Below are 22,348 nucleotides of genomic sequence, written 5' to 3' on the forward strand. Positions count from 1 at the left end.
ACACTTCATCCTTCACGCTACCTCGGTGTTGGCTGCCAGCGCGCCTCCCGGTGACTTACTTATGTAAGCGCCTGCGGAGTCGCCGAGTTGCCGCCTTGATGTAGCTCGAATGATTTTGTGTATATACTAATGAAGGGCGGCACAACGCTGATTAGCGGCTTGCGCCTGAGAATGGCATTTGCGTCGTCGTGTGCGGCACAAAGAACAAAGAAGAGGTTTTGACTCATGACAGATAAACGCAAAGATGGCTCGGGCAAATTGTTGTACTGCTCTTTTTGCGGCAAAAGCCAGCATGAAGTGCGCAAGCTGATTGCCGGTCCATCCGTGTATATCTGCGACGAATGCGTCGATTTATGTAACGACATTATTCGCGAAGAAATTAAAGAAGTTGCTCCGCACCGTGAACGTAGTGCGCTGCCGACGCCGCATGAAATTCGTACTCACCTGGACGATTACGTTATCGGCCAGGAGCAGGCGAAAAAAGTGCTGGCGGTGGCGGTCTATAACCACTACAAGCGTCTGCGTAACGGCGATACCAGCAATGGCGTCGAGTTAGGCAAAAGCAACATTCTGCTGATTGGACCGACCGGTTCCGGTAAAACGCTGCTGGCGGAAACGCTGGCGCGCTTGCTGGATGTGCCGTTCACTATGGCGGATGCGACCACGCTAACCGAAGCGGGTTACGTGGGGGAAGACGTCGAGAATATCATTCAGAAACTGTTGCAGAAATTCGACTACGACGTGCAAAAAGCGCAGCGTGGGATTGTCTACATTGATGAAATCGATAAGATTTCGCGTAAATCAGACAATCCGTCCATTACCCGCGATGTTTCCGGCGAAGGCGTACAGCAGGCGTTGCTGAAACTGATCGAAGGCACTGTCGCCGCGGTTCCACCGCAGGGCGGTCGCAAACATCCGCAGCAGGAGTTCTTACAGGTAGATACCTCTAAGATTCTGTTTATCTGCGGCGGCGCGTTTGCCGGTCTGGATAAAGTGATCGCTAACCGTGTTGAAACCGGCTCCGGCATTGGTTTTGGCGCGACGGTGAAAGCGAAGTCCGACAAAGCCAGCGAAGGCGAGCTGTTGTCGCAGGTTGAACCGGAAGATTTGATCAAATTTGGTCTGATTCCTGAGTTTATCGGTCGTCTGCCAGTGGTGGCGACGCTGAACGAACTCAGCGAAGAAGCGCTGATTCAAATCCTGAAAGAGCCGAAAAATGCGCTGACCAAGCAGTATCAGGCGCTGTTTAACCTGGAAGGCGTCGATTTGGAATTCCGTGACGAAGCGCTGGACGCTATCGCCAGGAAAGCAATGGCGCGTAAAACCGGTGCCCGTGGTCTGCGTTCTATCGTCGAAGCGGCGCTGCTGGATACCATGTACGATTTGCCATCTATGGAAGACGTCGAAAAAGTGGTGATCGACGAGTCCGTTATTGCCGGTCAGAGTAAGCCGTTGCTGATTTACGGCAAACCGGAAGCGCAGGCTTCTGGCGAATAATTAAACATTCATACAATCAGTTAGCCAAAAAAGGGGGGATTTTATCTCCCCTTTCGTTTTTCCTGTAAACACGCCGTTGAATGTGTGGGAAACATCCCCATATACTGACGTACATGTTATAGGTGGTATGGAGCACAGCTATACTATCTGATTACCTGGCGGACACTAAACTAAGAGAGAGCTCTATGAATCCTGAGCGTTCTGAACGCATTGAAATCCCCGTATTGCCCTTGCGCGATGTGGTGGTTTATCCGCACATGGTCATACCCTTATTTGTAGGGCGGGAAAAATCTATCCGTTGTCTGGAAGCGGCTATGGACCATGATAAAAAAATCATGCTGGTCGCCCAGAAGGAAGCATCAACGGATGAGCCGGGTGTAAACGATCTTTTCACCGTCGGGACCGTGGCCTCTATTTTGCAGATGCTGAAACTGCCTGACGGCACCGTAAAAGTGCTGGTCGAGGGGTTACAGCGCGCGCGTATTTCCGCGCTGTCTGACAACGGCGAACATTTCTCCGCGAAGGCGGAGTACCTTGATTCGCCAGCCATTGATGAGCGTGAACAAGAAGTGCTGGTGCGTACCGCTATCAGCCAGTTCGAAGGCTACATCAAGCTGAACAAAAAAATTCCGCCGGAAGTGCTGACGTCACTCAATAGCATTGACGACCCTGCACGTCTGGCTGACACCATCGCCGCGCATATGCCGCTGAAACTGGCGGATAAACAGTCTGTTCTTGAGATGTCCGACATTAACGAACGTCTTGAATATTTGATGGCGATGATGGAATCTGAAATCGATCTGCTGCAGGTTGAGAAACGCATTCGCAACCGCGTGAAAAAGCAGATGGAGAAATCCCAGCGCGAGTACTATCTGAACGAGCAAATGAAAGCGATTCAGAAAGAACTTGGCGAGATGGACGACGCGCCGGACGAAAACGAAGCGCTGAAGCGTAAGATCGACGCGGCGAAAATGCCGAAAGAGGCGAAAGAGAAAGCGGAAGCGGAACTGCAGAAGCTGAAAATGATGTCTCCGATGTCGGCGGAAGCGACCGTGGTGCGCGGCTACATCGACTGGATGGTGCAGGTGCCGTGGAATGCGCGTAGCAAGGTCAAAAAAGACCTGCGTCAGGCGCAGGAAATCCTCGATACTGACCATTATGGTCTGGAGCGCGTGAAAGACCGCATCCTTGAGTATCTCGCGGTTCAAAGCCGTGTAAATAAAATCAAGGGGCCGATCCTGTGTCTGGTGGGGCCGCCGGGGGTAGGTAAAACCTCGTTGGGCCAGTCCATCGCTAAAGCAACAGGGCGTAAATACATCCGTATGGCGCTGGGCGGCGTGCGTGATGAAGCGGAAATCCGCGGTCATCGCCGGACTTACATTGGCTCTATGCCGGGTAAACTGATCCAAAAAATGGCCAAAGTGGGGGTTAAAAACCCACTGTTCCTGCTCGATGAGATCGACAAAATGTCTTCGGACATGCGCGGCGATCCGGCTTCCGCACTGCTGGAAGTGCTGGATCCGGAGCAGAACGTGGCGTTCAGCGATCATTACCTGGAAGTGGATTACGATCTCAGCGATGTGATGTTCGTCGCCACCTCCAACTCCATGAACATTCCGGCGCCGCTGCTGGATCGTATGGAAGTGATCCGTCTGTCCGGTTATACCGAAGATGAGAAGCTGAATATTGCTAAACGTCACCTGCTGCCGAAGCAGATCGAGCGTAACGCGCTGAAGAAAGGAGAACTGACGGTCGACGATAGCGCGATTATCGGTATTATCCGCTATTACACGCGTGAAGCGGGCGTGCGTAGTCTGGAGCGTGAAATCTCCAAACTGTGCCGCAAAGCGGTTAAACAACTGTTGCTAGATAAGTCGTTAAAACATATCGAAATTAACGGCGATAATCTGCACGACTACCTCGGTGTGCAGCGCTTTGATTATGGCCGCGCGGATAGCGAAAACCGCGTAGGTCAGGTGACGGGCCTGGCGTGGACGGAAGTGGGCGGCGATCTGTTGACCATCGAAACCGCCTGCGTCCCGGGCAAAGGCAAGTTGACCTACACCGGCTCGCTCGGTGAAGTGATGCAGGAATCTATTCAGGCGGCGCTGACCGTGGTGCGCGCGCGCGCGGAAAAACTGGGTATTAATCCGGACTTTTACGAAAAACGCGATATCCACGTTCACGTGCCGGAAGGCGCAACGCCGAAAGACGGTCCAAGCGCCGGTATCGCGATGTGTACCGCGCTGGTTTCCTGCCTGACTGGTAATCCGGTGCGCGCAGATGTGGCAATGACCGGTGAGATCACGCTGCGTGGTCAGGTATTGCCGATCGGCGGCCTGAAAGAAAAACTGTTGGCGGCGCATCGCGGCGGGATTAAAACGGTCTTAATTCCATTCGAAAATAAACGTGACCTGGAGGAAATTCCGGACAACGTGATTGCCGATCTGGATATTCACCCGGTTAAGCGCATTGAGGAAGTTCTGACGCTTGCTCTGCAAAACGAACCGTCTGGAATGCAGGTTGTAACCGCAAAATAGTGACCTCGCGCAAATAGCGCTAATAAAAACAGGGCTGGCAGGCTATTTCGGACTTGCCAGCCTTTTTTTGTATAGCTAATTTAGATGGTTGATTGGGTCTGCCACCATTAACGGGTGTTGTAAGGGCGTGGCAGGCCTGATATAACTGCTGCGCGGTCGTACTTCGAAGGATTCAGGTGCGATATAAATTATAAAGAGGAAGAGAAGAGTGAATAAATCTCAACTGATCGAAAAAATTGCTGCAGGGGCTGATATCTCTAAGGCTGCGGCTGGACGTGCGTTAGATGCGATTATTGCTTCTGTTACCGAATCTCTGAAAGAAGGGGATGACGTTGCACTGGTAGGCTTTGGTACTTTTGCTGTTAAAGAGCGTGCTGCCCGTACTGGTCGCAACCCGCAAACAGGTAAAGAGATCACCATCGCCGCTGCCAAAGTGCCGAGTTTCCGTGCAGGTAAAGCGCTGAAAGACGCGGTAAACTAAGCGTGATCCCCTCGGGGGATGTGACAAAGTACAAGGGCGCATCAACTGATGTGCCTTTTTTATTGGCGATTCGGGACTTTCTGTGCGTTGCGGGCTGACAATTGCCCTCGTTTCTTGTCACAATAGGCTTTTGTGCGCCGCGTTCAGAAAATGCGATGCGCGTGAAGTCTCTATACGCAAATCATTCAGGTTGCGTCGACGCGGCGACTGAGCGAATCACTCGGTAGCCAGCGGAGAAGCCGCCTGAAAGATAAAGTGTAAAGTCACCTACAGCGGAGTGTGGTTACACCATGATGGACAGCTTACGCACGGCTGCAAACAGTCTCGTGCTCAAGATTATTTTCGTTATCATTATCGTGTCGTTCATTTTGACCGGCGTTAGTGGTTACCTGATTGGCGGAAGCAATAACTACGCCGCAAAAGTGAATGGCCAGGAAATCAGCCGGGCACAGTTTGAGAATGCGTTTAATAACGAACGTAACCGTATGCAGCAGCAGTTGGGCGACAGGTATTCTGAACTGGCGGCCAACGAAGGTTATATGAAAAGCCTGCGCCAGCAGGTGCTGAATCGTCTGATAGATGAAGCGCTGTTGGATCAATATTCCCGCGAACTGAAACTGGGCATCAGCGATGAGCAGGTAAAGCAGGCGATTTTCGCCACTCCCGCTTTTCAGGTGGACGGTAAGTTTGACAACAACCGCTATAACGCGATTGTGAATCAGATGGGAATGACCGCCGATCAGTACGCTCAGGCGCTGCGTAACCAGCTTACCACTCAGCAACTGATCAACGGCGTGGCCGGTACTGATTTTATGCTGAAAGGGGAAACCGACGAACTGGCGGCATTAGTCTCTCAACAGCGCGTGGTGCGTGAAGCCGTTATTGATGTCAACGCGCTGGCGGCGAAGCAGCAGGTGACCGATCAGGAAGTGTCCAGCTACTACGATCAGAATAAAGTCCGCTTTATGACGCCGGAACAGTTCCGCGTAAGCTATATCAAGCTGGATGCCGCGACGATGCAGGCACCGGTCAGCGATGCGGATATTCAGGCCTATTATGACCAGCATGTAGATCAGTTTACTCAGCCGGAGCGTATTCGTTACAGCATTATTCAGACCAAAACGGAAGATGATGCGAAAGCGGTACTGGATGCGCTGAACAAGGGCGAAGATTTCGCCACGCTGGCGAAAGAGAAATCTACCGATATCATCTCTGCGCGTAATGGCGGCGATATGGGCTGGCTGGAAGAGTCTGCCACGGTGCCGGAACTGAAAAACGCCGGATTAAAAGAAAAAGGCCAGATATCTGGCGTGATTAAGTCGTCTGTCGGTTTTCTGGTGGCGCGTCTGGATGATATTCAGCCTGCCAAAGTGAAACCGTTAAGCGAGGTTCGCGACGACATTGCCGCGAAAGTGAAACAAGAAAAAGCGCTGGATGCTTACTATGCGTTGCAGCAGAAGGTGAGCGATGCGGCAAGCAACGACAATGAGTCGTTAGCAGGCGCTGAACAGGTCGCTGGCGTAAAAGCGGTTGAAACCGGCTGGTTTAGCCGTGACACCTTACCGGAAGAGCTGAACTTCAAACCGGTAGCCGATGCTATCTTTAATGGCGGTCTGGTGGGCGAAAACGGTACGCCGGGGCCGAATTCAGACATTATCACCGTGGATGGCGACCGAGCTTTTGTCGTACGCGTGAGCGAACATAAACCTGAAGCCGTGAAGCCGTTGGCAGAAGTGAAGGAACAGGTCACTGCCCTGGTGAAGCATAACAAAGCGGAACAACAGGCGAAGCTGGATGCGGAAAAACTGCTGGTCGAGCTGAAAGCGGGCAAAGGCGCGGAAGCGATGAAAGCGGCGGGTCTGAGTTTTGGCGAGCCTAAAACGTTAAGTCGTACCAGTCAGGATCCGGTGAGTCAGGCGGCCTTTGCGTTAAGCCTTCCGACGAAAGATAAGCCAGTTTATGGCGTGGCGAACGATATGCAGGGTAACGTCGTTCTGCTGGCGTTTGACGAGGTGAAAGCGGGCGCCATGCCGGAAGCGCAGAAAAAAGCGATGGTGCAGGGCATCACGCAGAACAATGCGCAAATTGTCTTTGAGGCGCTGATGAGCAATCTGCGTAAAGAGGCGAAAATCAAAATCGGCGACGCTCTGGAACAGCAGTAATCGTCGAGGCGCTTCGCAAAAAATTGCAAAACGTTGTATCCCACAAAGGCCGCTTTCGCGGCCTTTTCCATTTCTGAGAATTGCCGTTTGTTCGTTTTTCTCCGCCCCGCTATCGTGGCTGCACTGTTAACAAACAAGGAGAAAACAGTATGAAACACGGAATTAAAGCACTGCTTATTACACTTTCTTTAACCTGCGCGGGCATGGCCCATAGCGCGCTGGCGGCGACGCCTGTCGCAAAAAATGCAGCGGTGGAAACAAAAGCGGATACGCCTTCTTCATCCTCCGCCAAAGCGGCATTACCTGCTAAAGCCAGCGATGATGAAGGTACCAGGGTGAGCATTAATACCGCGTCTGCGGAGGATCTGGCGCGGGTGATGAACGGCGTTGGGCTGAAAAAAGCGCAGGCTATTGTGAGCTATCGGGAGGAGTATGGTCCTTTTAAAACGGTGGATGATTTAAAGCAGGTGCCGGGAATGGGAAGCGCGCTGGTGGAGCGTAATCTGGCAGTTTTAACATTGTAATCACTTGCACAGTGGCCAAAATTTGCCAGACTGTAGAGGTCATACCAGTTATGACCTCTGTACTTGTCGTTTACTTATAACAACAACGTAAGGTTATTGCGCTATGCAAACACAAATCAAAGTTCGTGGATATCATCTTGATGTTTATCAACATGTTAATAATGCCCGCTATCTGGAGTTTCTGGAAGAGGCCCGTTGGGATGGGCTGGAAAACAGCGACAGCTTTAAGTGGATGACGGCCCGCAATATTGCCTTTGTGGTGGTAAACATCAATATAAATTACCGTCGCCCGGCGGTATTGAGCGATCTACTGACCGTGACCAGCCAGGTACAACAGCTTAACGGTAAAAGCGGCGTATTAAGCCAGACGATTACGCTGGAGCCAGAAGGGCAGGTGGTGGCCGATGCGCTCATCACTTTTGTTTGTATTGATTTAAAAACGCAAAAAGCGCTGCCGCTGGAAGGCGAATTGCGTGAAAAGCTGGAACAGATGGTGCAATAACGCCTCGCTGTCTGATGGCGTTGAACTTGTCCGGCCTGGCGATATTGACCATGGTGCATATCGCCAGGCACGGATAAGGTGCATGCGCCGCCATCCGGCAAAACAATCACCTTAACCCGGTTTTTTGCTTCATTGCCGCCATCACCGCCGCTTTATTCGACAGATAATGATTCAGGCCGTTAGCGCGCAGATTACAGGCTGCGCAATGACCACAGCCATCGCCTTTAATGCCGTTATAGCAGGTCAGCGTCTCTTCGCGAACTAAATCCAGTTGGCCCCAATAATCGGCCAGCGCCCAGGTTTCAGCTTTATCGATCCACATTAGGGGCGTTTCGAAACGGATATCTTTCGCCATGCCCAGATTCACCGCGTGATTCAGCGCTTTGACGAACTCATCGCGACAGTCTGGATAGCCGGAAAAATCGGTCTCGCAAACGCCAGTGATCACCGCTTCGGCTTTGACCTGATAAGCGTAAATCGCCGCCAGCGTCAGAAAGAGAATATTGCGTCCCGGTACGAAAGTATTGGGGATACCGTCAGCGTTCGGTTCATAGTCCGGCACCGGAATGCTATCCCGCGTCAGGCTGCTGACCGCCAGTTCGTTCAGCAAAGTGACATCCAGCACTTTATGCGCGCGTGCGCCAAGTTTTAACGCCAGTGCGCGTGCGACATCAATCTCTGCGCGGTGGCGCTGACCATAATCAAACGTGACACAATGCACTTCATCATACTGATGCCGCGCTTGCGCCAGACAAGTGGTGGAGTCCTGACCTCCACTAAATACAACAACGGCGCGTTTCATAGTTATCCTGATCAATGACGAAAGCCAATATGGTAACGCGTACGGATAATCCCGACCAGCTTCTTCACGGCGAAGGCGGCGGAAGCCAGGCTTCGCTAAATTCAAACCAGCCGCGAGGGGTGAGTCGAACGCCGTTAACGCCCGGTGGGGCGCTGATGCGATAGTGATAATTAAACAGCGGCGTAAGTGTGGCGTCATCCATCAGGTTGGCAAAAACTTGTTGTAGCGCGGCGCGGCGATCTTTTTCATTGGGCTGAATTTGCAGAGCGTCAAGCGTAGCCTGCAGATGGGAAAACGCAGGCGCGTCCAGGACATGCGGCCAGATCTGATCGCAACGTAGCCACTGCTCCAGCGTATATTCCGGCGCTTCGCCGATCAGCCTGTCGCCCATCATCAGATCCGCTTGCGCCAACGCAGGGCAGTTATCCCAGTTTTTGGCATTATGAAAAATCAACGTTAACTCACAGCCGAGCGTCGCCAGGTAATGTCGAAGTTGTTCCGCCATCGTATGCAGCTCTACGGGAAGGTGATACGCCAGGGTAAGTTTTTTCGGCAATGGCGTTTCATCAACGTCCTGCCATTGCGGGATTGTCCAGCCGGGTAGCAGCCCCTGACTTGGCATAATCAAGTTCTCATCTACCGGCAAGGTTTTCAGCAGCGAAGTATGATGGATAATATGTATCAGACGCCGCGCCTGCTGTACGTTGAGCCGTGAGCCCTTTTTGAGGGTTAAATAACAAAAGCCAAGACTGATACCACTACTTACCTGACTCAGCGTCGCCAGCTCTTCCGGTTTCCCGATGGCAATCTGCACCGGATGGCGGCAACTGGTGCCCAGATCCTGGGCAAACAGTTGCGGGGTGATCCAGAATTCAATCGCTTTCAGCAGCGGATGGCTGAGGTGATAATGGTCATGACTTTCCAGACGCACCAGTTCCGGCGTGAACAACGCCAGGCGAAAAGGACCGGTGCCGATAAGCGGCAGGTCAGGATGCGCCAGACCGCTACAATAGCTCGCCAGACGATGCGCAAGCCAGTAATCAGGTCGGTGAAGGAGAAAGGTCAGGCACTGAGGATGCGTTACTTCGATCCGTGCGACGCTAATAAACAATTTGCTTAGCGCCGGTAGGGTAAGCAGCCTTTCCAGGCGTTCGTGTAGCTGCGCGGTGTCCACCGCATCGCCATTATGCCAGTGCAGCGTGGAGCGAATATAAAAATCCCAGCGTAAACCGTCGGCGGAAACCTCCCAGTGATGCGCCAAATCCCCGCAAGGATATTGACTGTCGCGGTCGAAGCGCGTTAACCCGGAAAAAACTTGCCCTGCGAGATGCTGTTCCGCGCGTCCTGGCAGGAAACCCGGCTGCAGCGGATCAAGCGGACGATAGTAGGGAATACGCAATGTCGGCGTATCGTTTTGCCATTGGCCGCCCATAAAAGGCTGGAGCATCGCCCGTAACTCGCCCGGCGCCAGCTGCGCCAGTTCCAGTACGTTGAGCTGCTGCCCTTTTTCCAGCGCCTGTTCCATCATGGCGGTGCGGAGCGATTCCGGCGTGACCAGAAACTGGAGCCGTCCACGTTTCCCGCGCCCGGACTGCGCCTCCCATCTTAGCCAACCCGCCTGCTGGGCCTGACGCAGCAGCGTTCGCAGATGGCGCTCGCTACAAAAACAGCGTTCGGCCAGTTCGCTAACGGTGACATGTTGCGTTTCCCCGGCGGAAGGCTGCCAGAGGCGTTGATATTGATTAAGCCGATTCAGTAGCCTCATAGAAACCCGGAACACTTCCTTTTATCTGTTCACTATTACTTCCGTATATCTCAGGTAATACTGAACAACAAGTTAACCGCGTCACAGTGTGGAGAAAGAGATGGCCCGTCTGGCAGCATTTGATATGGATGGCACGTTATTAATGCCCGATCACCATTTGGGTAGAGAAACGATCGCCACGCTGTCGCGTCTGTGCGAACGCGATATCACCCTGACATTCGCTACGGGTCGTCATGTGCTGGAAATGCGGCATATTCTGGGGACGCTTTCACTGGATGCTTATCTTATTACCGGTAACGGGACGCGAATTCACTCGCTGGAAGGCGACGTGCTGCATCGTCAGGATCTCGATCCTCAGGTTGCCGATACGGTGATGCACCATGCCTGGGATACCCGAGCCAGTATGCATGTGTTTAATGACAACGGCTGGTTTACAGGCCAGGAGATCCCCGCGCTACTCCAGGCGCACGTCTACAGCGGCTTTCGTTATCAGGTTATCGATATAAAAAGCATTCCGGCCCATCAGGTGACGAAGATCTGTTTTTGCGGCGATCATGACGATCTGATCCGTTTGCGCATTCAGCTCAATGAGGCGCTGGAAGAACGCGCTCACCTCTGTTTCTCTGCCGTCGACTGCCTGGAAGTGCTACCGCTGGGGTGCAATAAAGGATCGGCGCTGGCGGTATTGAGCAACCATTTAGGGCTTTCACTGGCAGATTGCATGGCGTTTGGCGACGCGATGAACGATCGGGAAATGCTGGGCAGCGTCGGGCGGGGGCTCATTATGGGCAATGCCATGCCGCAGCTTATCGCCGCGCTGCCACACCTTTCGGTTATCGGACATTGTGGTAATCAAGCGGTATCACACTTTTTGACGCATTGGCTGGACAATCCGCATCTACCTTATTCCCCCGAATGAGAGATCTCTTCCAGCAAGCCAGACATTCAGTCTGGCTTTTTTTTGGTTTCTAGTCGCCGGTAAGTAATTTTGCGATGGCCGCTGACCACGGCGTCAAATCGCCGATATGGTCGCTAACCCAGGACGGGTGGTAATAGGTATCCAGATAGCGATCGCCGCTATCGCACAATAACGTCACGATAGCGCCGGTTTCTCCAGCCTCGCGCATCCGGGCCGCAAGCTGCAGCGCTCCCCACATATTCGTGCCGGTAGAGGCGCCGACTTTACGGCCTAGCTGCGTTTCCAGCCAGTGTGCGGTGGCAACGCTGGCGGCGTCCGGCACGCGCAGCATCTCATCCACGACATCCGGAATAAAAGAAGGCTCTACTCGCGGACGACCAATTCCTTCAATCTTACTGCCCACCGGGCTGCGTAATGAAGCGTCGCGATCCTGCCAGTAAGGTAAAAAGACGGAATTTTCCGGATCCACCACCATGAGCTGAGTATCATAGCCCTGGCAGCGAATATAGCGCCCAATCGTCGCAGAGGTTCCGCCCGTTCCGGCGCTCATGACGATAAATCGCGGTACCGGATGGGGTTCGTTGCGCATCTGGCGGAAAATACTGTCGGCAATATTATTGTTGCCCCGCCAGTCGGTAGCTCGTTCTGCGTAGGTAAACTGGTCCATATAGTGACCGTTCAGTTCATGCGCCAGCCGCTCGGAGGCGGCATAAATTTCGCAGGCGCTCTCCACAAAATGACAGTGGCCGCCGTAAAATTGAATCTGTTCGATTTTACGTTTTGCGGTACAGGCGGGCATGACGGCGATGAACGGCAGTCCCAGTAAACGCGCGAACCAGGCTTCGGAAATCGCCGTTGAGCCTGATGACGCTTCAATAATCGGAGTGCCTTCTTTAATCCAGCCATTGCACAGCCCATAAAGGAACAGCGAGCGCGCCAGACGATGCTTGAGGCTACCGGTGGGATGCGTGCTTTCGTCTTTCAGGTAAAGCTGGATACCCGGAAATGCCGACAGGGGCAAACGAATAAGATGCGTATCCGCCGAGCGCTGGTGGTCAGCGTTAATTTCATTAATGGCATTTTTAACCCAATTGCTACTCATCATTAATATCCATTTATCATTTTGTGCCAAGAGTAGCGAAAAGTACGGAAAAAATTGTTGCTATTTGACCTTTAAATTACAATGTAAGGAGAAAAATATTCTCTATGGAGTGGGTATGTTAGATAAAATTGACCGTAAACTGCTTTGCTTATTGCAGCAGGACTGTACCCTCTCTTTGCAGGCGCTGGCGGATGCCGTTAATCTGACGACAACGCCTTGCTGGAAGCGGCTTAAACGCCTGGAAGATGACGGTATCCTGCTTGGCAGGGTCGCGCTGCTGGACCCGGAAAAACTGGGCCTGGGATTAACCGCTTTTGTGTTGATAAAAACGCAGCACCACAGCAGTGAATGGTACTGTCGGTTCGTGACCGTCGTCTCTGAGATGCCGGAAGTGCTTGGCTTCTGGCGGATGGCGGGGGAATACGACTATCTGATGCGAGTTCAGGTGGCCGACATGAAGCGGTATGACGACTTCTATAAACGTCTGGTCAATAGCGTCCCAGGACTGTCAGACGTCACCTCCAGTTTTGCGATGGAACAGATTAAGTACACCACCTCTCTGCCCATTGAATAATTCTCCCGGTATTGCCGGAAATCATATCAGGAAATAACGCGTGCGATTATTTGCTCAATTAAGCTGGTACTTTCGCCGAGAATGGCGTCGCTATCTTGGCGCGGTGGCCCTGCTTATGCTTATTGCGATGCTTCAGCTGATCCCGCCCAAAGTGGTGGGGATTGTCGTGGATGGCGTAACCGCACAGCATTTTACTCCAGGCCGAATAGCGATGTGGATTGGCACCATTGCCCTGATCGCCGTAGTGGTCTATTTGTTGCGCTATGTCTGGCGCGTGCTGCTGTTTGGCGCTTCTTATCAATTAGCCGTCGAACTGCGTGAAGATTATTATCGCCAGCTGAGTCGTCAGCATCCCGAATTTTATCAGCGCCATCGGACGGGCGATCTTATCGCGCGTGCGACGAATGATGTGGATCGCGTCGTATTTGCGGCGGGCGAGGGCGTTCTGACGCTGGTTGACTCGCTGGTAATGGGCTGCGCGGTACTGATTGTCATGTCGACGCAAATTAGCTGGCAGCTAACGCTATTAGCGCTGTTGCCGATGCCGATTATGGCGCTGATGATCAAACGTTACGGCGATCGGCTGCATGATTATTTCAAACTGGCGCAGGCTGCCTTTTCCAGCCTGAACGACCGCACGCAGGAGAGTCTGACCAGCATCCGCATGATCAAAGCGTTTGGTCTGGAGGACCGCCAGTCTTCGCTGTTTGCGGCGGATGCCGAAGATACCGGCAAGAAAAATATGCGCGTGGCGCGTATTGACGCGCGTTTTGATCCAACCATTTACATCGCCATTGGCATGGCGAACCTGCTCGCGATTAGCGGCGGAAGCTGGATGGTGGTTAACGGCAGCCTGACGCTGGGCGAACTCACCAGCTTTATGATGTATCTGGGGTTGATGATTTGGCCGATGCTGGCGCTGGCCTGGATGTTTAATATCGTGGAGCGGGGTAGCGCCGCTTACAGCCGCATCCGCGCTATGCTGGCGGAAGCGCCGGTAGTTAAGGATGGCGAAGAGCCGGTCCCGGCGGGGCGCGGCGAACTGACGGCGGCCATTCGTGAGTTTTGCTATCCGCAAACGACGCATCCGGCGTTGGAGAATGTGAACTTTCGTCTTAAACCGGGTCAGATGCTGGGGATATGCGGTCCGACCGGCGCGGGGAAAAGCACAATATTGTCGCTTATCCAGCGCCATTTTGATGTGACGCAGGGAGAGATCCGATTCCATGACATGCCGTTGACGCATCTGCAACTGGATAGCTGGCGTAGCCGACTGGCGGTCGTCAGCCAGACGCCGTTTTTGTTCTCGGACTCTATTGCCAATAATATTGCGCTCGGACGCCCGGAGGCGACTCAGGAGGAGATTGAACAGGTGGCGCGTTTAGCCAGCGTACATGAGGATATTCTCCGCTTGCCTCAGGGCTACGACACGCAGGTAGGTGAACGTGGCGTCATGTTATCGGGAGGGCAAAAACAGCGTATCTCGATTGCCAGAGCGCTACTGTTAAATGCGGAAATTCTGCTTCTTGATGATGCGCTTTCTGCAGTAGATGGCCGTACGGAGCATCAGATTTTGCATAATTTGCGCCAGTGGGGCGAAGGGCGTACGGTCATCATCAGCGCGCATCGTTTATCCGCGCTGACCGACGCCAATGAAATTATCGTTATGCAACATGGTCATGTTGTTCAGCGCGGCGATCACGATCAACTGGCGCAGCAGATTGGCTGGTATCGCGATATGTATCGCTATCAGCAACTGGAGGCCGCGCTGGATGACGCGCCGGAACGCGGCGAGGAGGCGGTGAATGCGTAGTTTTGGACAGCTATGGCCGACGCTGAAACGGTTGCTGGCGTATGGCTCGCCATGGCGAAAACCGCTCTCTGTCGCGGTGATGATGCTGTGGATTGCGGCGGCGGCGGAGGTTAGCGGTCCGCTGCTGATCAGCTATTTCATTGATAACATGGTGGCCCGCCACCATTTACCGTTGGGCAAGGTCGCGGGGCTGGCGGCCGCCTATGTGGGGCTACAGTTTCTGGCGGCGGGTCTGCATTACGCCCAGTCTTTATTATTTAACCGGGCGGCCGTTGGTGTGGTTCAGTCCTTGCGCACGGACGTCATGGATGCCGCCTTGCGCCAGCCGCTAAGCGCCTTCGACACGCAGCCTGTCGGACAATTAATTTCACGTGTGACCAACGATACGGAAGTCATCCGCGATCTGTACGTCACGGTCGTCGCAACGGTATTACGTAGCGCGGCGTTGATCGGCGCCATGCTGGTCGCTATGTTCAGCCTTGACTGGCGGATGGCGCTGGTGGCGATTTTGATTTTTCCGGCGGTATTGACCGTGATGGTCATTTATCAGCGCTACAGCACGCCGATTGTACGCCGCGTGCGGGCATACCTGGCGGATATTAACGACGGCTTTAACGAAATCATCAACGGGATGAGCGTAATCCAGCAGTTTCGCCAGCAGGCGCGCTTCGGCGAACGCATGGGCGAGGCCAGCCGCTCGCACTACATGGCGCGGATGCAGACACTACGCTTAGACGGCTTTTTATTGCGTCCGCTGCTTAGCCTCTTTTCTGCGCTCATTTTGTGCGGTCTGTTGATGCTTTTCAGCTTTACGTCTGCCGGCACGATTGAGGTCGGGGTGCTGTATGCGTTCATTAGCTATTTGTCACGTCTGAACGAGCCGCTCATTGAACTGACCACCCAGCAATCCATGCTACAGCAGGCGGTTGTGGCGGGAGAGCGTGTTTTTGAACTGATGGATCGCCCGCGCCAGCGCTATGGCAGCGACGACAGGCCGTTGCAAAGCGGGGCGATTGATATTGATCATCTGTCGTTTGCTTACCGCGACGATAATCTTGTTTTACAGGATATTACGCTATCAGTACCGTCCCGTAGCTTTGTGGCGCTGGTGGGGCACACCGGCAGCGGGAAGAGCACGCTCGCCAGCTTATTAATGGGGTATTACCCCCTGACACAAGGCGAAATTCGGCTGGATGGGCGAGAGATCTCCTCTCTTAATCATCGCGTTTTACGCCAGGGCGTGGCGATGGTTCAACAGGACCCGGTAGTGATGGCGGATACCTTTCTGGCTAATGTGACGCTGGGGCGCGATGTCTCCGAGGCGCAGGTGTGGCAGGCGCTGGAAACGGTACAACTGGCAGACCTGGCGCGCGGCCTGAGCGACGGGCTGCATACGCATCTCGGCGAGCAGGGAAATACGTTGTCCGTTGGGCAAAAACAGCTATTGGCGCTGGCGCGCGTGCTGGTTGACGCCCCGCAAATATTAATTCTTGATGAGGCGACGGCTAGCATCGATTCCGGCACTGAGCAGGCGATACAGCAGGCGCTGGCGGCGATTCGCGAGCGCACCACGCTGGTGGTTATTGCCCATCGGCTATCGACAATCGTGGAGGCAGATACCATTCTGGTTCTCCATCGCGGCCAGGCGGTGGAGCGCGGGACGCATCAACAATTGCTGGCGGCGCAAGGGCGCTACTGGCAAATGTATCAATTACAGTTAGTTGGCGAGGAGTTAGCCGCCAGCGTACACGAAGAACCCGGCCCTGCGGCATAAGGTTTGGCGCCACAGGGCAAAGCCTCGCCCATCATGCACCGTCGTGGTGCATTTTTCTTTCCCTGCTTCGATTTTGGGGCGCGTCAATATAAAGACGCGCCGCTAACCGCGCTTTTCCTCGCTCGCCAGCTTCTGGCACATCCTTTGCAATATCCATTCTGAAGAGTCCATGCGCGGCGGCAGCCGTTACCTAATTCTGAGTGGAGGGTTCTATGAAGCTGGTTACCGTGATTATCAAACCGTTCAAGCTGGAGGACGTGCGGGAGGCGCTTTCTTCCATTGGCATTCAGGGACTGACCGTCACCGAAGTGAAAGGGTTTGGCCGTCAGAAAGGACACGCCGAACTGTATCGCGGCGCGGAGTACAGCGTGAATTTCCTGCCGAAGGTCAAAATTGATGTGGCTATCGCCGACGACCAACTGGAAGAGGTGATCGATATCATCAGTAAAGCGGCTTACACCGGAAAAATTGGCGACGGCAAAATTTTCGTCGCGGAGCTCATGCGCGTTATTCGGATTCGTACCGGCGAAGCTGACGAAGCAGCGCTGTAAGACCCGCCACACAGCAACAGGAAATGAAAAAATGAAGATAGCGATGATAAAAACCACACTGGCTTCACTGGCGCTGCTGCCTGGGCTAACGATAGCCGCGCCGGCGGTTGCCGATAAAGCGGATAGTGCTTTTATGATGATTTGCACCGCGCTGGTGCTGTTCATGACGATACCGGGTATCGCGCTGTTTTACGGCGGATTAATTCGCGCCAAGAACGTGCTGTCAATGTTAACGCAAGTGACCGTCACCTTTGCGCTGGTCTGTATTTTATGGGTGGTGTACGGCTATTCGCTGGCTTTTGGCGAAGGGAATCATTTCTTCGGTAATGCCGATGGGGCGATGTTGAAGAATATCGCGTTGACGGCGGTAACGGGTACGATTTATCAGTATATTCATGTCGCGTTTCAGGGATCTTTCGCCTGTATTACCGTCGGGCTGATTGTCGGCGCGCTGGCGGAGCGTATTCGTTTTTCGGCGGTACTGATTTTTGTCGTGGTGTGGTTCACGCTCTCTTATATTCCGATTGCGCACATGGTGTGGGGCGGCGGCCTGCTGGCTGCTCACGGCGCGCTGGATTTTGCCGGTGGTACGGTGGTGCATATTAACGCCGCTATCGCCGGGCTGGTGGGGGCTTATTTAATTGGCAAACGCGTCGGCTTTGGGAAAGAAGCATTTAAACCCCATAACCTGCCGATGGTCTTTACCGGTACTGCGATTCTATATATCGGCTGGTTTGGATTTAACGCGGGTTCTGCGGGGAGCGCAAACGAGATAGCAGCGCTGGCCTTTGTGAACACCGTGGTGGCGACCGCCGCCGCGATTCTGGGGTGGATTATCGGCGAGTGGACGCTACGCGGTAAGCCTTCCCTGCTGGGAGCCTGTTCCGGCGCGATTGCCGGTCTGGTCGGCGTGACGCCAGCCTGTGGCTATGTTGGCGTTGGCGGCGCGCTGGTTATCGGCGTTATTGCGGGTCTGGCGGGATTGTGGGGAGTCACCATGCTTAAACGTCTGTTACGGGTAGATGATCCGTGCGACGTATTTGGCGTTCACGGCGTTTGCGGAATAATCGGCTGTATCCTGACCGGCGTTTTTGCCGCCAGTTCGCTGGGCGGCGTTGGCTTTGTCGACGGCGTTACGATGGGACATCAAGTGATGGTACAGCTGGAAAGTATTGCTATTACGGTCGTCTGGTCCGGCGTTGTCGCGTTTGTTGGTTACAAACTGGCGGATATCCTTGTTGGACTGCGTGTACCGGAAGAGCAGGAGCGCGAGGGGCTGGATGTGAACAGTCACGGCGAGAATGCGTATAACGCGTGATTGCGCAACATGCCTGATGGCGCTGCGCTTATCCAGTTTACCGTAGGCCGGATAAGCGCAGCGTCATCAGGCCATTAACGCCGCATAGCGGCATGTTTTTTAATTGTGATTACGCATTACCCCTTCCTGCACGGTTGAAGCGACCAGCGCGCCATCCTGAGTATAAAACTCGCCGCGAACAAAGCCCCGGGCGCTGGAGGCGGAAGTGCTCTCTACGCTATAAAGTAGCCATTCATTAAAATTGAACGGGCGATGGAACCACATAGAGTGATCGATAGTGGCGATCTGAATGCCCTTTTCCAGAAAACCGATGCCGTGAGGCTGAAGCGCGACGGGAAGGAAATTCAGGTCAGAGGCATATCCCAGTAAATATTGATGGACGCGAATGTCATCCGGAACGGTGCCGTTGGCGCGAATCCATACCTGACGCACAGGCGCGGCGACGTGACCTTTCAACGGATTGTGAAATTCGACGGGACGAATTTCCAGCGGGCGATCGCAGAGAAACTTTTCTTTCAGAATCGGCGGCAGTAAATGCGCCAGCGATTGCGCGATTTCCGTTTCTGACGGTAGTCCTTCCGGCCCGACTGCCGTCGGCATGGTTTTTTGATGTTCAAAACCCGGTTCCGGCGCCTGGAATGAGGCGGTCATGTAAAAGATGGGTTTCCCGTTCTGAATAGCGGCAACGCGGCGGGCGCTGAAGCTATTCCCATCGCGCAGCACTTCTACGTCATAGATAATGGGTTTTTGGCTGTCGCCTGGCCGCAGAAAATAACTGTGGAATGAATGCACCAGTCGTGCTTCCGGCACCGTTTCTTTGGCGGCATAGAGTGCCTGGCCCACCACCTGACCGCCAAATACCTGGCGCAGCCCTAAGTCTTCACTTTGGCCCCGAAAGAGTCCTTCTTCAATTTTTTCCAGATTCAATAATGTCAGCAAATTATTCAGTGTCTGACTCATACATACTCTCCAGGTGACAACGATGCCGAAGCGAGGTAGGGCAGAGTATAACGCAATTTTGCAAGTGGTCCGATGGGTACAAAAGTCTGAATAACAGACCAATTCCAGGCAAAAATGAGTGACATGTGCCACACTTAATCACGTTATGTTTCTGTTAACCACTCTTCCGGCGGGGGGAAAGGCCTGCTGGTGCATTGATGATAAGGAGAATTGAATGAAACTCGTGCACATCGTAAGTGGTTTAGCGGTTGCGATATCTCTGGCGGCCTGCGCTGATAAAAGCGCTGATATCCAGACGCCTGCGCCAAACCCTAACATGTCGATTACAGCTAACCAGTCTACTATTCAGCAACCCAATGTTTCCGGTACCGTCTGGATCCGCCAGAAGGTCGCTCTGCCGCCAGATGCGGTGCTGACCGTGACGCTTTCAGATGCTTCGCTGGCTGATGCGCCGTCTAAGGTGCTGTCGCAAAAAGCGGTACGTACCGAAGGTAAACAGGCGCCTTTCAGTTTTGTGTTGCCGTTTAACCCATCAGATATTCAACCTAACGCGCGTATTCTCCTGAGCGCGGCCATCACCGTTGACAATAAGCTGGTATTTATTACCGATAGCGTGAAACCGGTGATTAATAATGGCGGCACTAAAGCGGATCTGACGCTGGTACCGGTACAGCAAACGGCGGTGCCTGTGCAGGCCAGCGGCGGTGCGACGACGACGGTTCCATCGACTTCGCCGACCCAGGTCAATCCGTCTTCTGCCGTTCCTGCGCCTACCCAGTATTAATCCTGCGCCAACCCTCTCCGTTACGGAGAGGGTTAATACACCCAGCGATAGCGTTGTAAATCGATTTGTCCGCTTCCCGACACCACCACGCCTTCCGCCAGTAATGCCTGACGTTGCCGCTGTAGATCCGGCCCGGTAAGTGATATTGCGCCGTGGCGGTTCACCACCCGATGCCATGGTAAAGTGCTGCCTTCCGGCAGACGTTTTAAAACTCCGCCGACCTGACGCGCTGCCCGAGGCGAACCGGCAAGCCGGGCGACATCACCGTAGGTCGTGACAAATCCTTCCGGGATCGAAGCGACGATTTGCCAGACGCGTTGAGGAAATGTGTCCTGAATATCCATAATAGAATCCTGCGTTAATGCTTCAGGATAATCTGGAATAAGGGGGGAGGAAAGCCCGGATGCGCAAGAAACCAGCATCCGATGCCTGATGGGTTGCAATTGCACGATATAGCAGTGATAATGCGCCTGCGCGTTGGTTCACAACGCTCTCAATGGGGGCTCTGTTGGTTCTCCCGCAACGCTACTCTGTTTACCAGGTCAGGTCCGGAAGGAAGCAGCCAAGGCAGATGACGCGTGTGCCGGGATGTAGCTGGCAGGGCCCCCACCCATTTGTGCCTCTCCACACTGTTCTTTTCTGCTGTGCGACGTTATAGCCGCTGTTCCGCCCAAAGAATAAATGCCGTAGCGGGTAGGGGCTTACTGTATAACCAGCCCTGACCATAATGTACGCCATGCTGGCGTAGCCACTGTTCTTGCCTGGTCGTTTCGATGCCTTCTGCGACCATCTTGAGTTTGAGCGTTTTCGCCATTTCAATAATATGCGGCGTGACGTTTTTATATTCCAGCGCATCGACAAAAGATTTATCAATTTTAAGGACATCCACATCCAGATTTTGTAAATAGCTGAGGCTGGAATAGCCGGTGCCAAAGTCATCAATATAAATGGAATGTCCCGCGTTACGGTATCTGGCGACAATGGGCGCGCTGGTTTTCGGATCGGCGAACTCGCGCTCCGTTAATTCAAGCGCGATTTGCGACGGAGAAATTTGGCTACGGTTCAGCAGCGTGCTTAACAGCGTCGGCAACGTTTCCGACGCCAGATCGGATGCCTCAAGATTGATTGAAATATGTTGTTCGGGATGGGACTTTAACCAACTCCCCATGTCTTCAAAAACGGTTTCGATGATTAGCCGGGTTAGCGGCTCCGTGAGCCCGGTTTGTTCAGCCAGCGCGATAAAAATTTCCGGCGAAAGGAAAGTGCCGTCCGCCTGTTGCCAGCGAGCTAAGGCTTCGGCACCGACAATTTTTCCGCTGCTCAGGGAGACAATAGGCTGATAGTGTACGTTAATTTCGCGATTGTCTATCGCATCCTGGAGACGGTGGCGGGGCGACTGTAGCCGACGCAAAATACGCAGAATAAAGGCCGCGGCCAGCAGACCCGTTACGATGCCCGCCGGTAGCCAGATAAACGCCTGTCGATACCAGCTCCTTTCCAGCGGAGCGGTCGGTGCCCAGCTTACGATAGTAATGCCCATTTCCGGAAAGGGGTGGATAGCATACTGAATGCCTCGGTTTTCCAGCCGCAGGGGCGTCTCATGGTGAATGAGCGGAAGAATAGCGGGGTCAAGGTTACCGCTGCTGGCAACCACAGTATTGCGTTCCCGGCCAATAATAGCGACGTCAATCGGCCATGCGCCAAACGGAATCACATCGATAAAGGACGCCGGGTCGATCATCACGATATAGCTGTCGCTCCCGAGTGCCGCCATATAGCGTTTTATACCCAGATCGTTTTGCGCCGTAAACCAGGCGCGATAACCGTCGCGAGTGATTTTCATGGGCGGAGGGAACGCGGGAATATGGCTCTCTTTTTCAAGTGAGGAGCAAACGGGAATCGAATTTTTAAGATACAGAACTTCCTGGACATACCGAAAGCTATAAGACACGCGGCGCATGGCGAGTAAATGGGCGCTGCTGCAGGGCTCGCCTTTAAAGGAGGCAATATGCGTTAACGCGGCTTTTGCCTGGTCACTGACCCTTTCTGTACGTAGCGCCACCCGGGACGAGAAGATATCCAGCTCTTCGTTAAACCTTTTTTCAACTTGACGGTGCGCCAGCCACAGGCTCAATCCTATCGGGAAAAGGACAGACAGGATAAGCACTCCCGTTACCAGGCTGACCAGATGTCGTGTTGTCACAGTGATGTCCTTATAAACACAGCGTAGAGAAAGTATATCCGATCGTAAATCGCGCCCTCGAATGATAAAGCTATTTT

The 22,348-nt window shown here is 53.6% G+C and carries 19 protein-coding genes and 1 other RNA gene; 14 read left to right on the forward strand and 6 right to left on the reverse strand.

Annotated elements, in window-relative coordinates; translation table 11 throughout:
- The first annotated feature begins 225 nt into the window (after window positions 1-225).
- The 6 genes from clpX (at window position 226) to EOS97_RS15930 (ending at window position 7,706) form a co-directional block, all read left to right on the forward strand.
- Window positions 226-1,497 (forward strand): ATP-dependent protease ATP-binding subunit ClpX, encoded by a 1,272-nt coding sequence (gene clpX / locus EOS97_RS15905; protein ID WP_127836174.1) that lies wholly within the window; start codon window positions 226-228, stop codon window positions 1,495-1,497.
- A gap of 185 nt (window positions 1,498-1,682) precedes the next feature.
- Window positions 1,683-4,037 (forward strand): endopeptidase La, encoded by a 2,355-nt coding sequence (lon, locus tag EOS97_RS15910; protein WP_001067719.1) that lies wholly within the window; start codon window positions 1,683-1,685, stop codon window positions 4,035-4,037.
- A gap of 208 nt (window positions 4,038-4,245) precedes the next feature.
- Complete coding sequence (gene hupB, locus EOS97_RS15915; protein WP_001043544.1) at window positions 4,246-4,518, forward strand: nucleoid-associated protein HU-beta; 273 nt, start codon at window positions 4,246-4,248, stop codon at window positions 4,516-4,518.
- A 290-nt stretch (window positions 4,519-4,808) separates the two neighbouring features.
- Window positions 4,809-6,680, forward strand: coding sequence for a peptidylprolyl isomerase (ppiD, locus tag EOS97_RS15920; RefSeq protein ID WP_000969434.1), 1,872 nt, complete (start codon window positions 4,809-4,811; stop codon window positions 6,678-6,680).
- A gap of 149 nt (window positions 6,681-6,829) precedes the next feature.
- The gene (locus EOS97_RS15925) at window positions 6,830-7,204 is read left to right on the forward strand and encodes a helix-hairpin-helix domain-containing protein (protein WP_000680322.1); all 375 of its coding nucleotides are present in this window, start codon (window positions 6,830-6,832) and stop codon (window positions 7,202-7,204) included.
- A 103-nt stretch (window positions 7,205-7,307) separates the two neighbouring features.
- Window positions 7,308-7,706 carry a YbgC/FadM family acyl-CoA thioesterase gene (locus tag EOS97_RS15930; RefSeq protein ID WP_001194527.1) on the forward strand — a complete coding sequence of 133 codons (399 nt, stop codon included), beginning with the start codon at window positions 7,308-7,310 and terminating at the stop codon, window positions 7,704-7,706.
- 106 nt (window positions 7,707-7,812) lie between these two features.
- Here the strand turns inward: EOS97_RS15930 and queC are convergent, their stop codons facing one another.
- Complete coding sequence (queC, locus tag EOS97_RS15935) at window positions 7,813-8,508, reverse strand: 7-cyano-7-deazaguanine synthase QueC (protein ID WP_000817201.1); 696 nt, start codon at window positions 8,506-8,508, stop codon at window positions 7,813-7,815.
- A gap of 64 nt (window positions 8,509-8,572) precedes the next feature.
- Window positions 8,573-10,273: an SgrR family transcriptional regulator gene (locus EOS97_RS15940; RefSeq protein WP_001238162.1), complete on the reverse strand. Its 1,701-nt coding sequence runs from the start codon at window positions 10,271-10,273 to the stop codon at window positions 8,573-8,575.
- A gap of 100 nt (window positions 10,274-10,373) precedes the next feature.
- Between EOS97_RS15940 and cof the strand changes: the two genes are divergently transcribed.
- Complete coding sequence (gene cof / locus EOS97_RS15945; RefSeq protein WP_000113036.1) at window positions 10,374-11,192, forward strand: HMP-PP phosphatase; 819 nt, start codon at window positions 10,374-10,376, stop codon at window positions 11,190-11,192.
- Window positions 11,193-11,241: 49 nt separating this feature from the next.
- Here cof and cdsH read toward each other — a convergent pair whose 3' ends face one another.
- Window positions 11,242-12,297 carry a cysteine desulfhydrase gene (gene cdsH, locus EOS97_RS15950; RefSeq protein WP_000987850.1) on the reverse strand — a complete coding sequence of 352 codons (1,056 nt, stop codon included), beginning with the start codon at window positions 12,295-12,297 and terminating at the stop codon, window positions 11,242-11,244.
- A 112-nt stretch (window positions 12,298-12,409) separates the two neighbouring features.
- On the opposite strand from cdsH, the gene decR reads away from it, so the two are divergent.
- The 5 genes from decR (at window position 12,410) to amtB (ending at window position 18,324) form a co-directional block, all read left to right on the forward strand.
- Window positions 12,410-12,868, forward strand: coding sequence for a DNA-binding transcriptional regulator DecR (gene decR, locus EOS97_RS15955; protein WP_000884593.1), 459 nt, complete (start codon window positions 12,410-12,412; stop codon window positions 12,866-12,868).
- A gap of 40 nt (window positions 12,869-12,908) precedes the next feature.
- A complete protein-coding gene (locus EOS97_RS15960; RefSeq protein WP_001235560.1) occupies window positions 12,909-14,681 on the forward strand; it encodes a SmdA family multidrug ABC transporter permease/ATP-binding protein in 1,773 nt (590 codons plus the stop codon).
- Window positions 14,674-16,455: a SmdB family multidrug efflux ABC transporter permease/ATP-binding protein gene (locus EOS97_RS15965; RefSeq protein WP_001256082.1), complete on the forward strand. Its 1,782-nt coding sequence runs from the start codon at window positions 14,674-14,676 to the stop codon at window positions 16,453-16,455. Before EOS97_RS15960 ends, EOS97_RS15965 begins: the two co-directional genes overlap by 8 nt.
- Before the next feature lie 212 nt (window positions 16,456-16,667).
- Window positions 16,668-17,006, forward strand: a complete 339-nt coding sequence (gene glnK / locus EOS97_RS15970; RefSeq protein ID WP_000780341.1) for a P-II family nitrogen regulator — start codon at window positions 16,668-16,670, stop codon at window positions 17,004-17,006.
- 31 nt (window positions 17,007-17,037) lie between these two features.
- The gene (gene amtB / locus EOS97_RS15975; RefSeq protein WP_000684911.1) at window positions 17,038-18,324 is read left to right on the forward strand and encodes an ammonium transporter AmtB; all 1,287 of its coding nucleotides are present in this window, start codon (window positions 17,038-17,040) and stop codon (window positions 18,322-18,324) included.
- 99 nt (window positions 18,325-18,423) lie between these two features.
- Here amtB and tesB read toward each other — a convergent pair whose 3' ends face one another.
- Window positions 18,424-19,284, reverse strand: a complete 861-nt coding sequence (tesB, locus tag EOS97_RS15980; RefSeq protein ID WP_000084176.1) for an acyl-CoA thioesterase II — start codon at window positions 19,282-19,284, stop codon at window positions 18,424-18,426.
- A 214-nt stretch (window positions 19,285-19,498) separates the two neighbouring features.
- On the opposite strand from tesB, the gene EOS97_RS15985 reads away from it, so the two are divergent.
- Window positions 19,499-20,068 (forward strand): YbaY family lipoprotein, encoded by a 570-nt coding sequence (locus EOS97_RS15985; RefSeq protein ID WP_000779802.1) that lies wholly within the window; start codon window positions 19,499-19,501, stop codon window positions 20,066-20,068.
- A gap of 32 nt (window positions 20,069-20,100) precedes the next feature.
- On the opposite strand, the gene EOS97_RS15990 is transcribed toward EOS97_RS15985, so the two are convergent.
- The gene (locus EOS97_RS15990) at window positions 20,101-20,490 is read right to left on the reverse strand and encodes an MGMT family protein (protein WP_000961285.1); all 390 of its coding nucleotides are present in this window, start codon (window positions 20,488-20,490) and stop codon (window positions 20,101-20,103) included.
- An 84-nt stretch (window positions 20,491-20,574) separates the two neighbouring features.
- On the opposite strand from EOS97_RS15990, the gene ffs reads away from it, so the two are divergent.
- Window positions 20,575-20,671: signal recognition particle sRNA small type (gene ffs, locus EOS97_RS15995), an RNA gene on the forward strand.
- A gap of 49 nt (window positions 20,672-20,720) precedes the next feature.
- On the opposite strand, the gene EOS97_RS16000 is transcribed toward ffs, so the two are convergent.
- Entirely contained in the window at window positions 20,721-22,271 is a 1,551-nt protein-coding gene (locus EOS97_RS16000) for an EAL domain-containing protein (protein ID WP_000213145.1), read from the reverse strand.
- Window positions 22,272-22,348: the final 77 nt, after the last annotated feature.

The sequence above is a fragment of the Salmonella sp. SSDFZ54 genome (assembly GCF_004010735.1).
Lineage (GTDB): Bacteria > Pseudomonadota > Gammaproteobacteria > Enterobacterales > Enterobacteriaceae > Salmonella > Salmonella enterica.

What these genes read in the sequence shown, in the direction of transcription:
- lon (WP_001067719.1), top strand. Translation starts at nt 1,683, where the DNA reads ATGAATCCTGAGCGTTCTGAACGCATTGAAATCCCCGTATTGCCCTTG.
- ppiD (WP_000969434.1), top strand. Translation starts at nt 4,809, where the DNA reads ATGATGGACAGCTTACGCACGGCTGCAAACAGTCTCGTGCTCAAGATT.
- cdsH (WP_000987850.1), bottom strand. Translation starts at nt 12,297, where the DNA reads ATGATGAGTAGCAATTGGGTTAAAAATGCCATTAATGAAATTAACGCT.
- EOS97_RS15965 (WP_001256082.1), top strand. Translation starts at nt 14,674, where the DNA reads ATGCGTAGTTTTGGACAGCTATGGCCGACGCTGAAACGGTTGCTGGCG.
- EOS97_RS15985 (WP_000779802.1), top strand. Translation starts at nt 19,499, where the DNA reads ATGAAACTCGTGCACATCGTAAGTGGTTTAGCGGTTGCGATATCTCTG.
- EOS97_RS15990 (WP_000961285.1), bottom strand. Translation starts at nt 20,490, where the DNA reads ATGCTGGTTTCTTGCGCATCCGGGCTTTCCTCCCCCCTTATTCCAGAT.
- clpX (WP_127836174.1), top strand. Translation starts at nt 226, where the DNA reads ATGACAGATAAACGCAAAGATGGCTCGGGCAAATTGTTGTACTGCTCT.
- EOS97_RS15940 (WP_001238162.1), bottom strand. Translation starts at nt 10,273, where the DNA reads ATGAGGCTACTGAATCGGCTTAATCAATATCAACGCCTCTGGCAGCCT.
- tesB (WP_000084176.1), bottom strand. Translation starts at nt 19,284, where the DNA reads ATGAGTCAGACACTGAATAATTTGCTGACATTATTGAATCTGGAAAAA.
- queC (WP_000817201.1), bottom strand. Translation starts at nt 8,508, where the DNA reads ATGAAACGCGCCGTTGTTGTATTTAGTGGAGGTCAGGACTCCACCACT.
- EOS97_RS15925 (WP_000680322.1), top strand. Translation starts at nt 6,830, where the DNA reads ATGAAACACGGAATTAAAGCACTGCTTATTACACTTTCTTTAACCTGC.
- cof (WP_000113036.1), top strand. Translation starts at nt 10,374, where the DNA reads ATGGCCCGTCTGGCAGCATTTGATATGGATGGCACGTTATTAATGCCC.
- decR (WP_000884593.1), top strand. Translation starts at nt 12,410, where the DNA reads ATGTTAGATAAAATTGACCGTAAACTGCTTTGCTTATTGCAGCAGGAC.
- amtB (WP_000684911.1), top strand. Translation starts at nt 17,038, where the DNA reads ATGAAGATAGCGATGATAAAAACCACACTGGCTTCACTGGCGCTGCTG.
- EOS97_RS15930 (WP_001194527.1), top strand. Translation starts at nt 7,308, where the DNA reads ATGCAAACACAAATCAAAGTTCGTGGATATCATCTTGATGTTTATCAA.
- glnK (WP_000780341.1), top strand. Translation starts at nt 16,668, where the DNA reads ATGAAGCTGGTTACCGTGATTATCAAACCGTTCAAGCTGGAGGACGTG.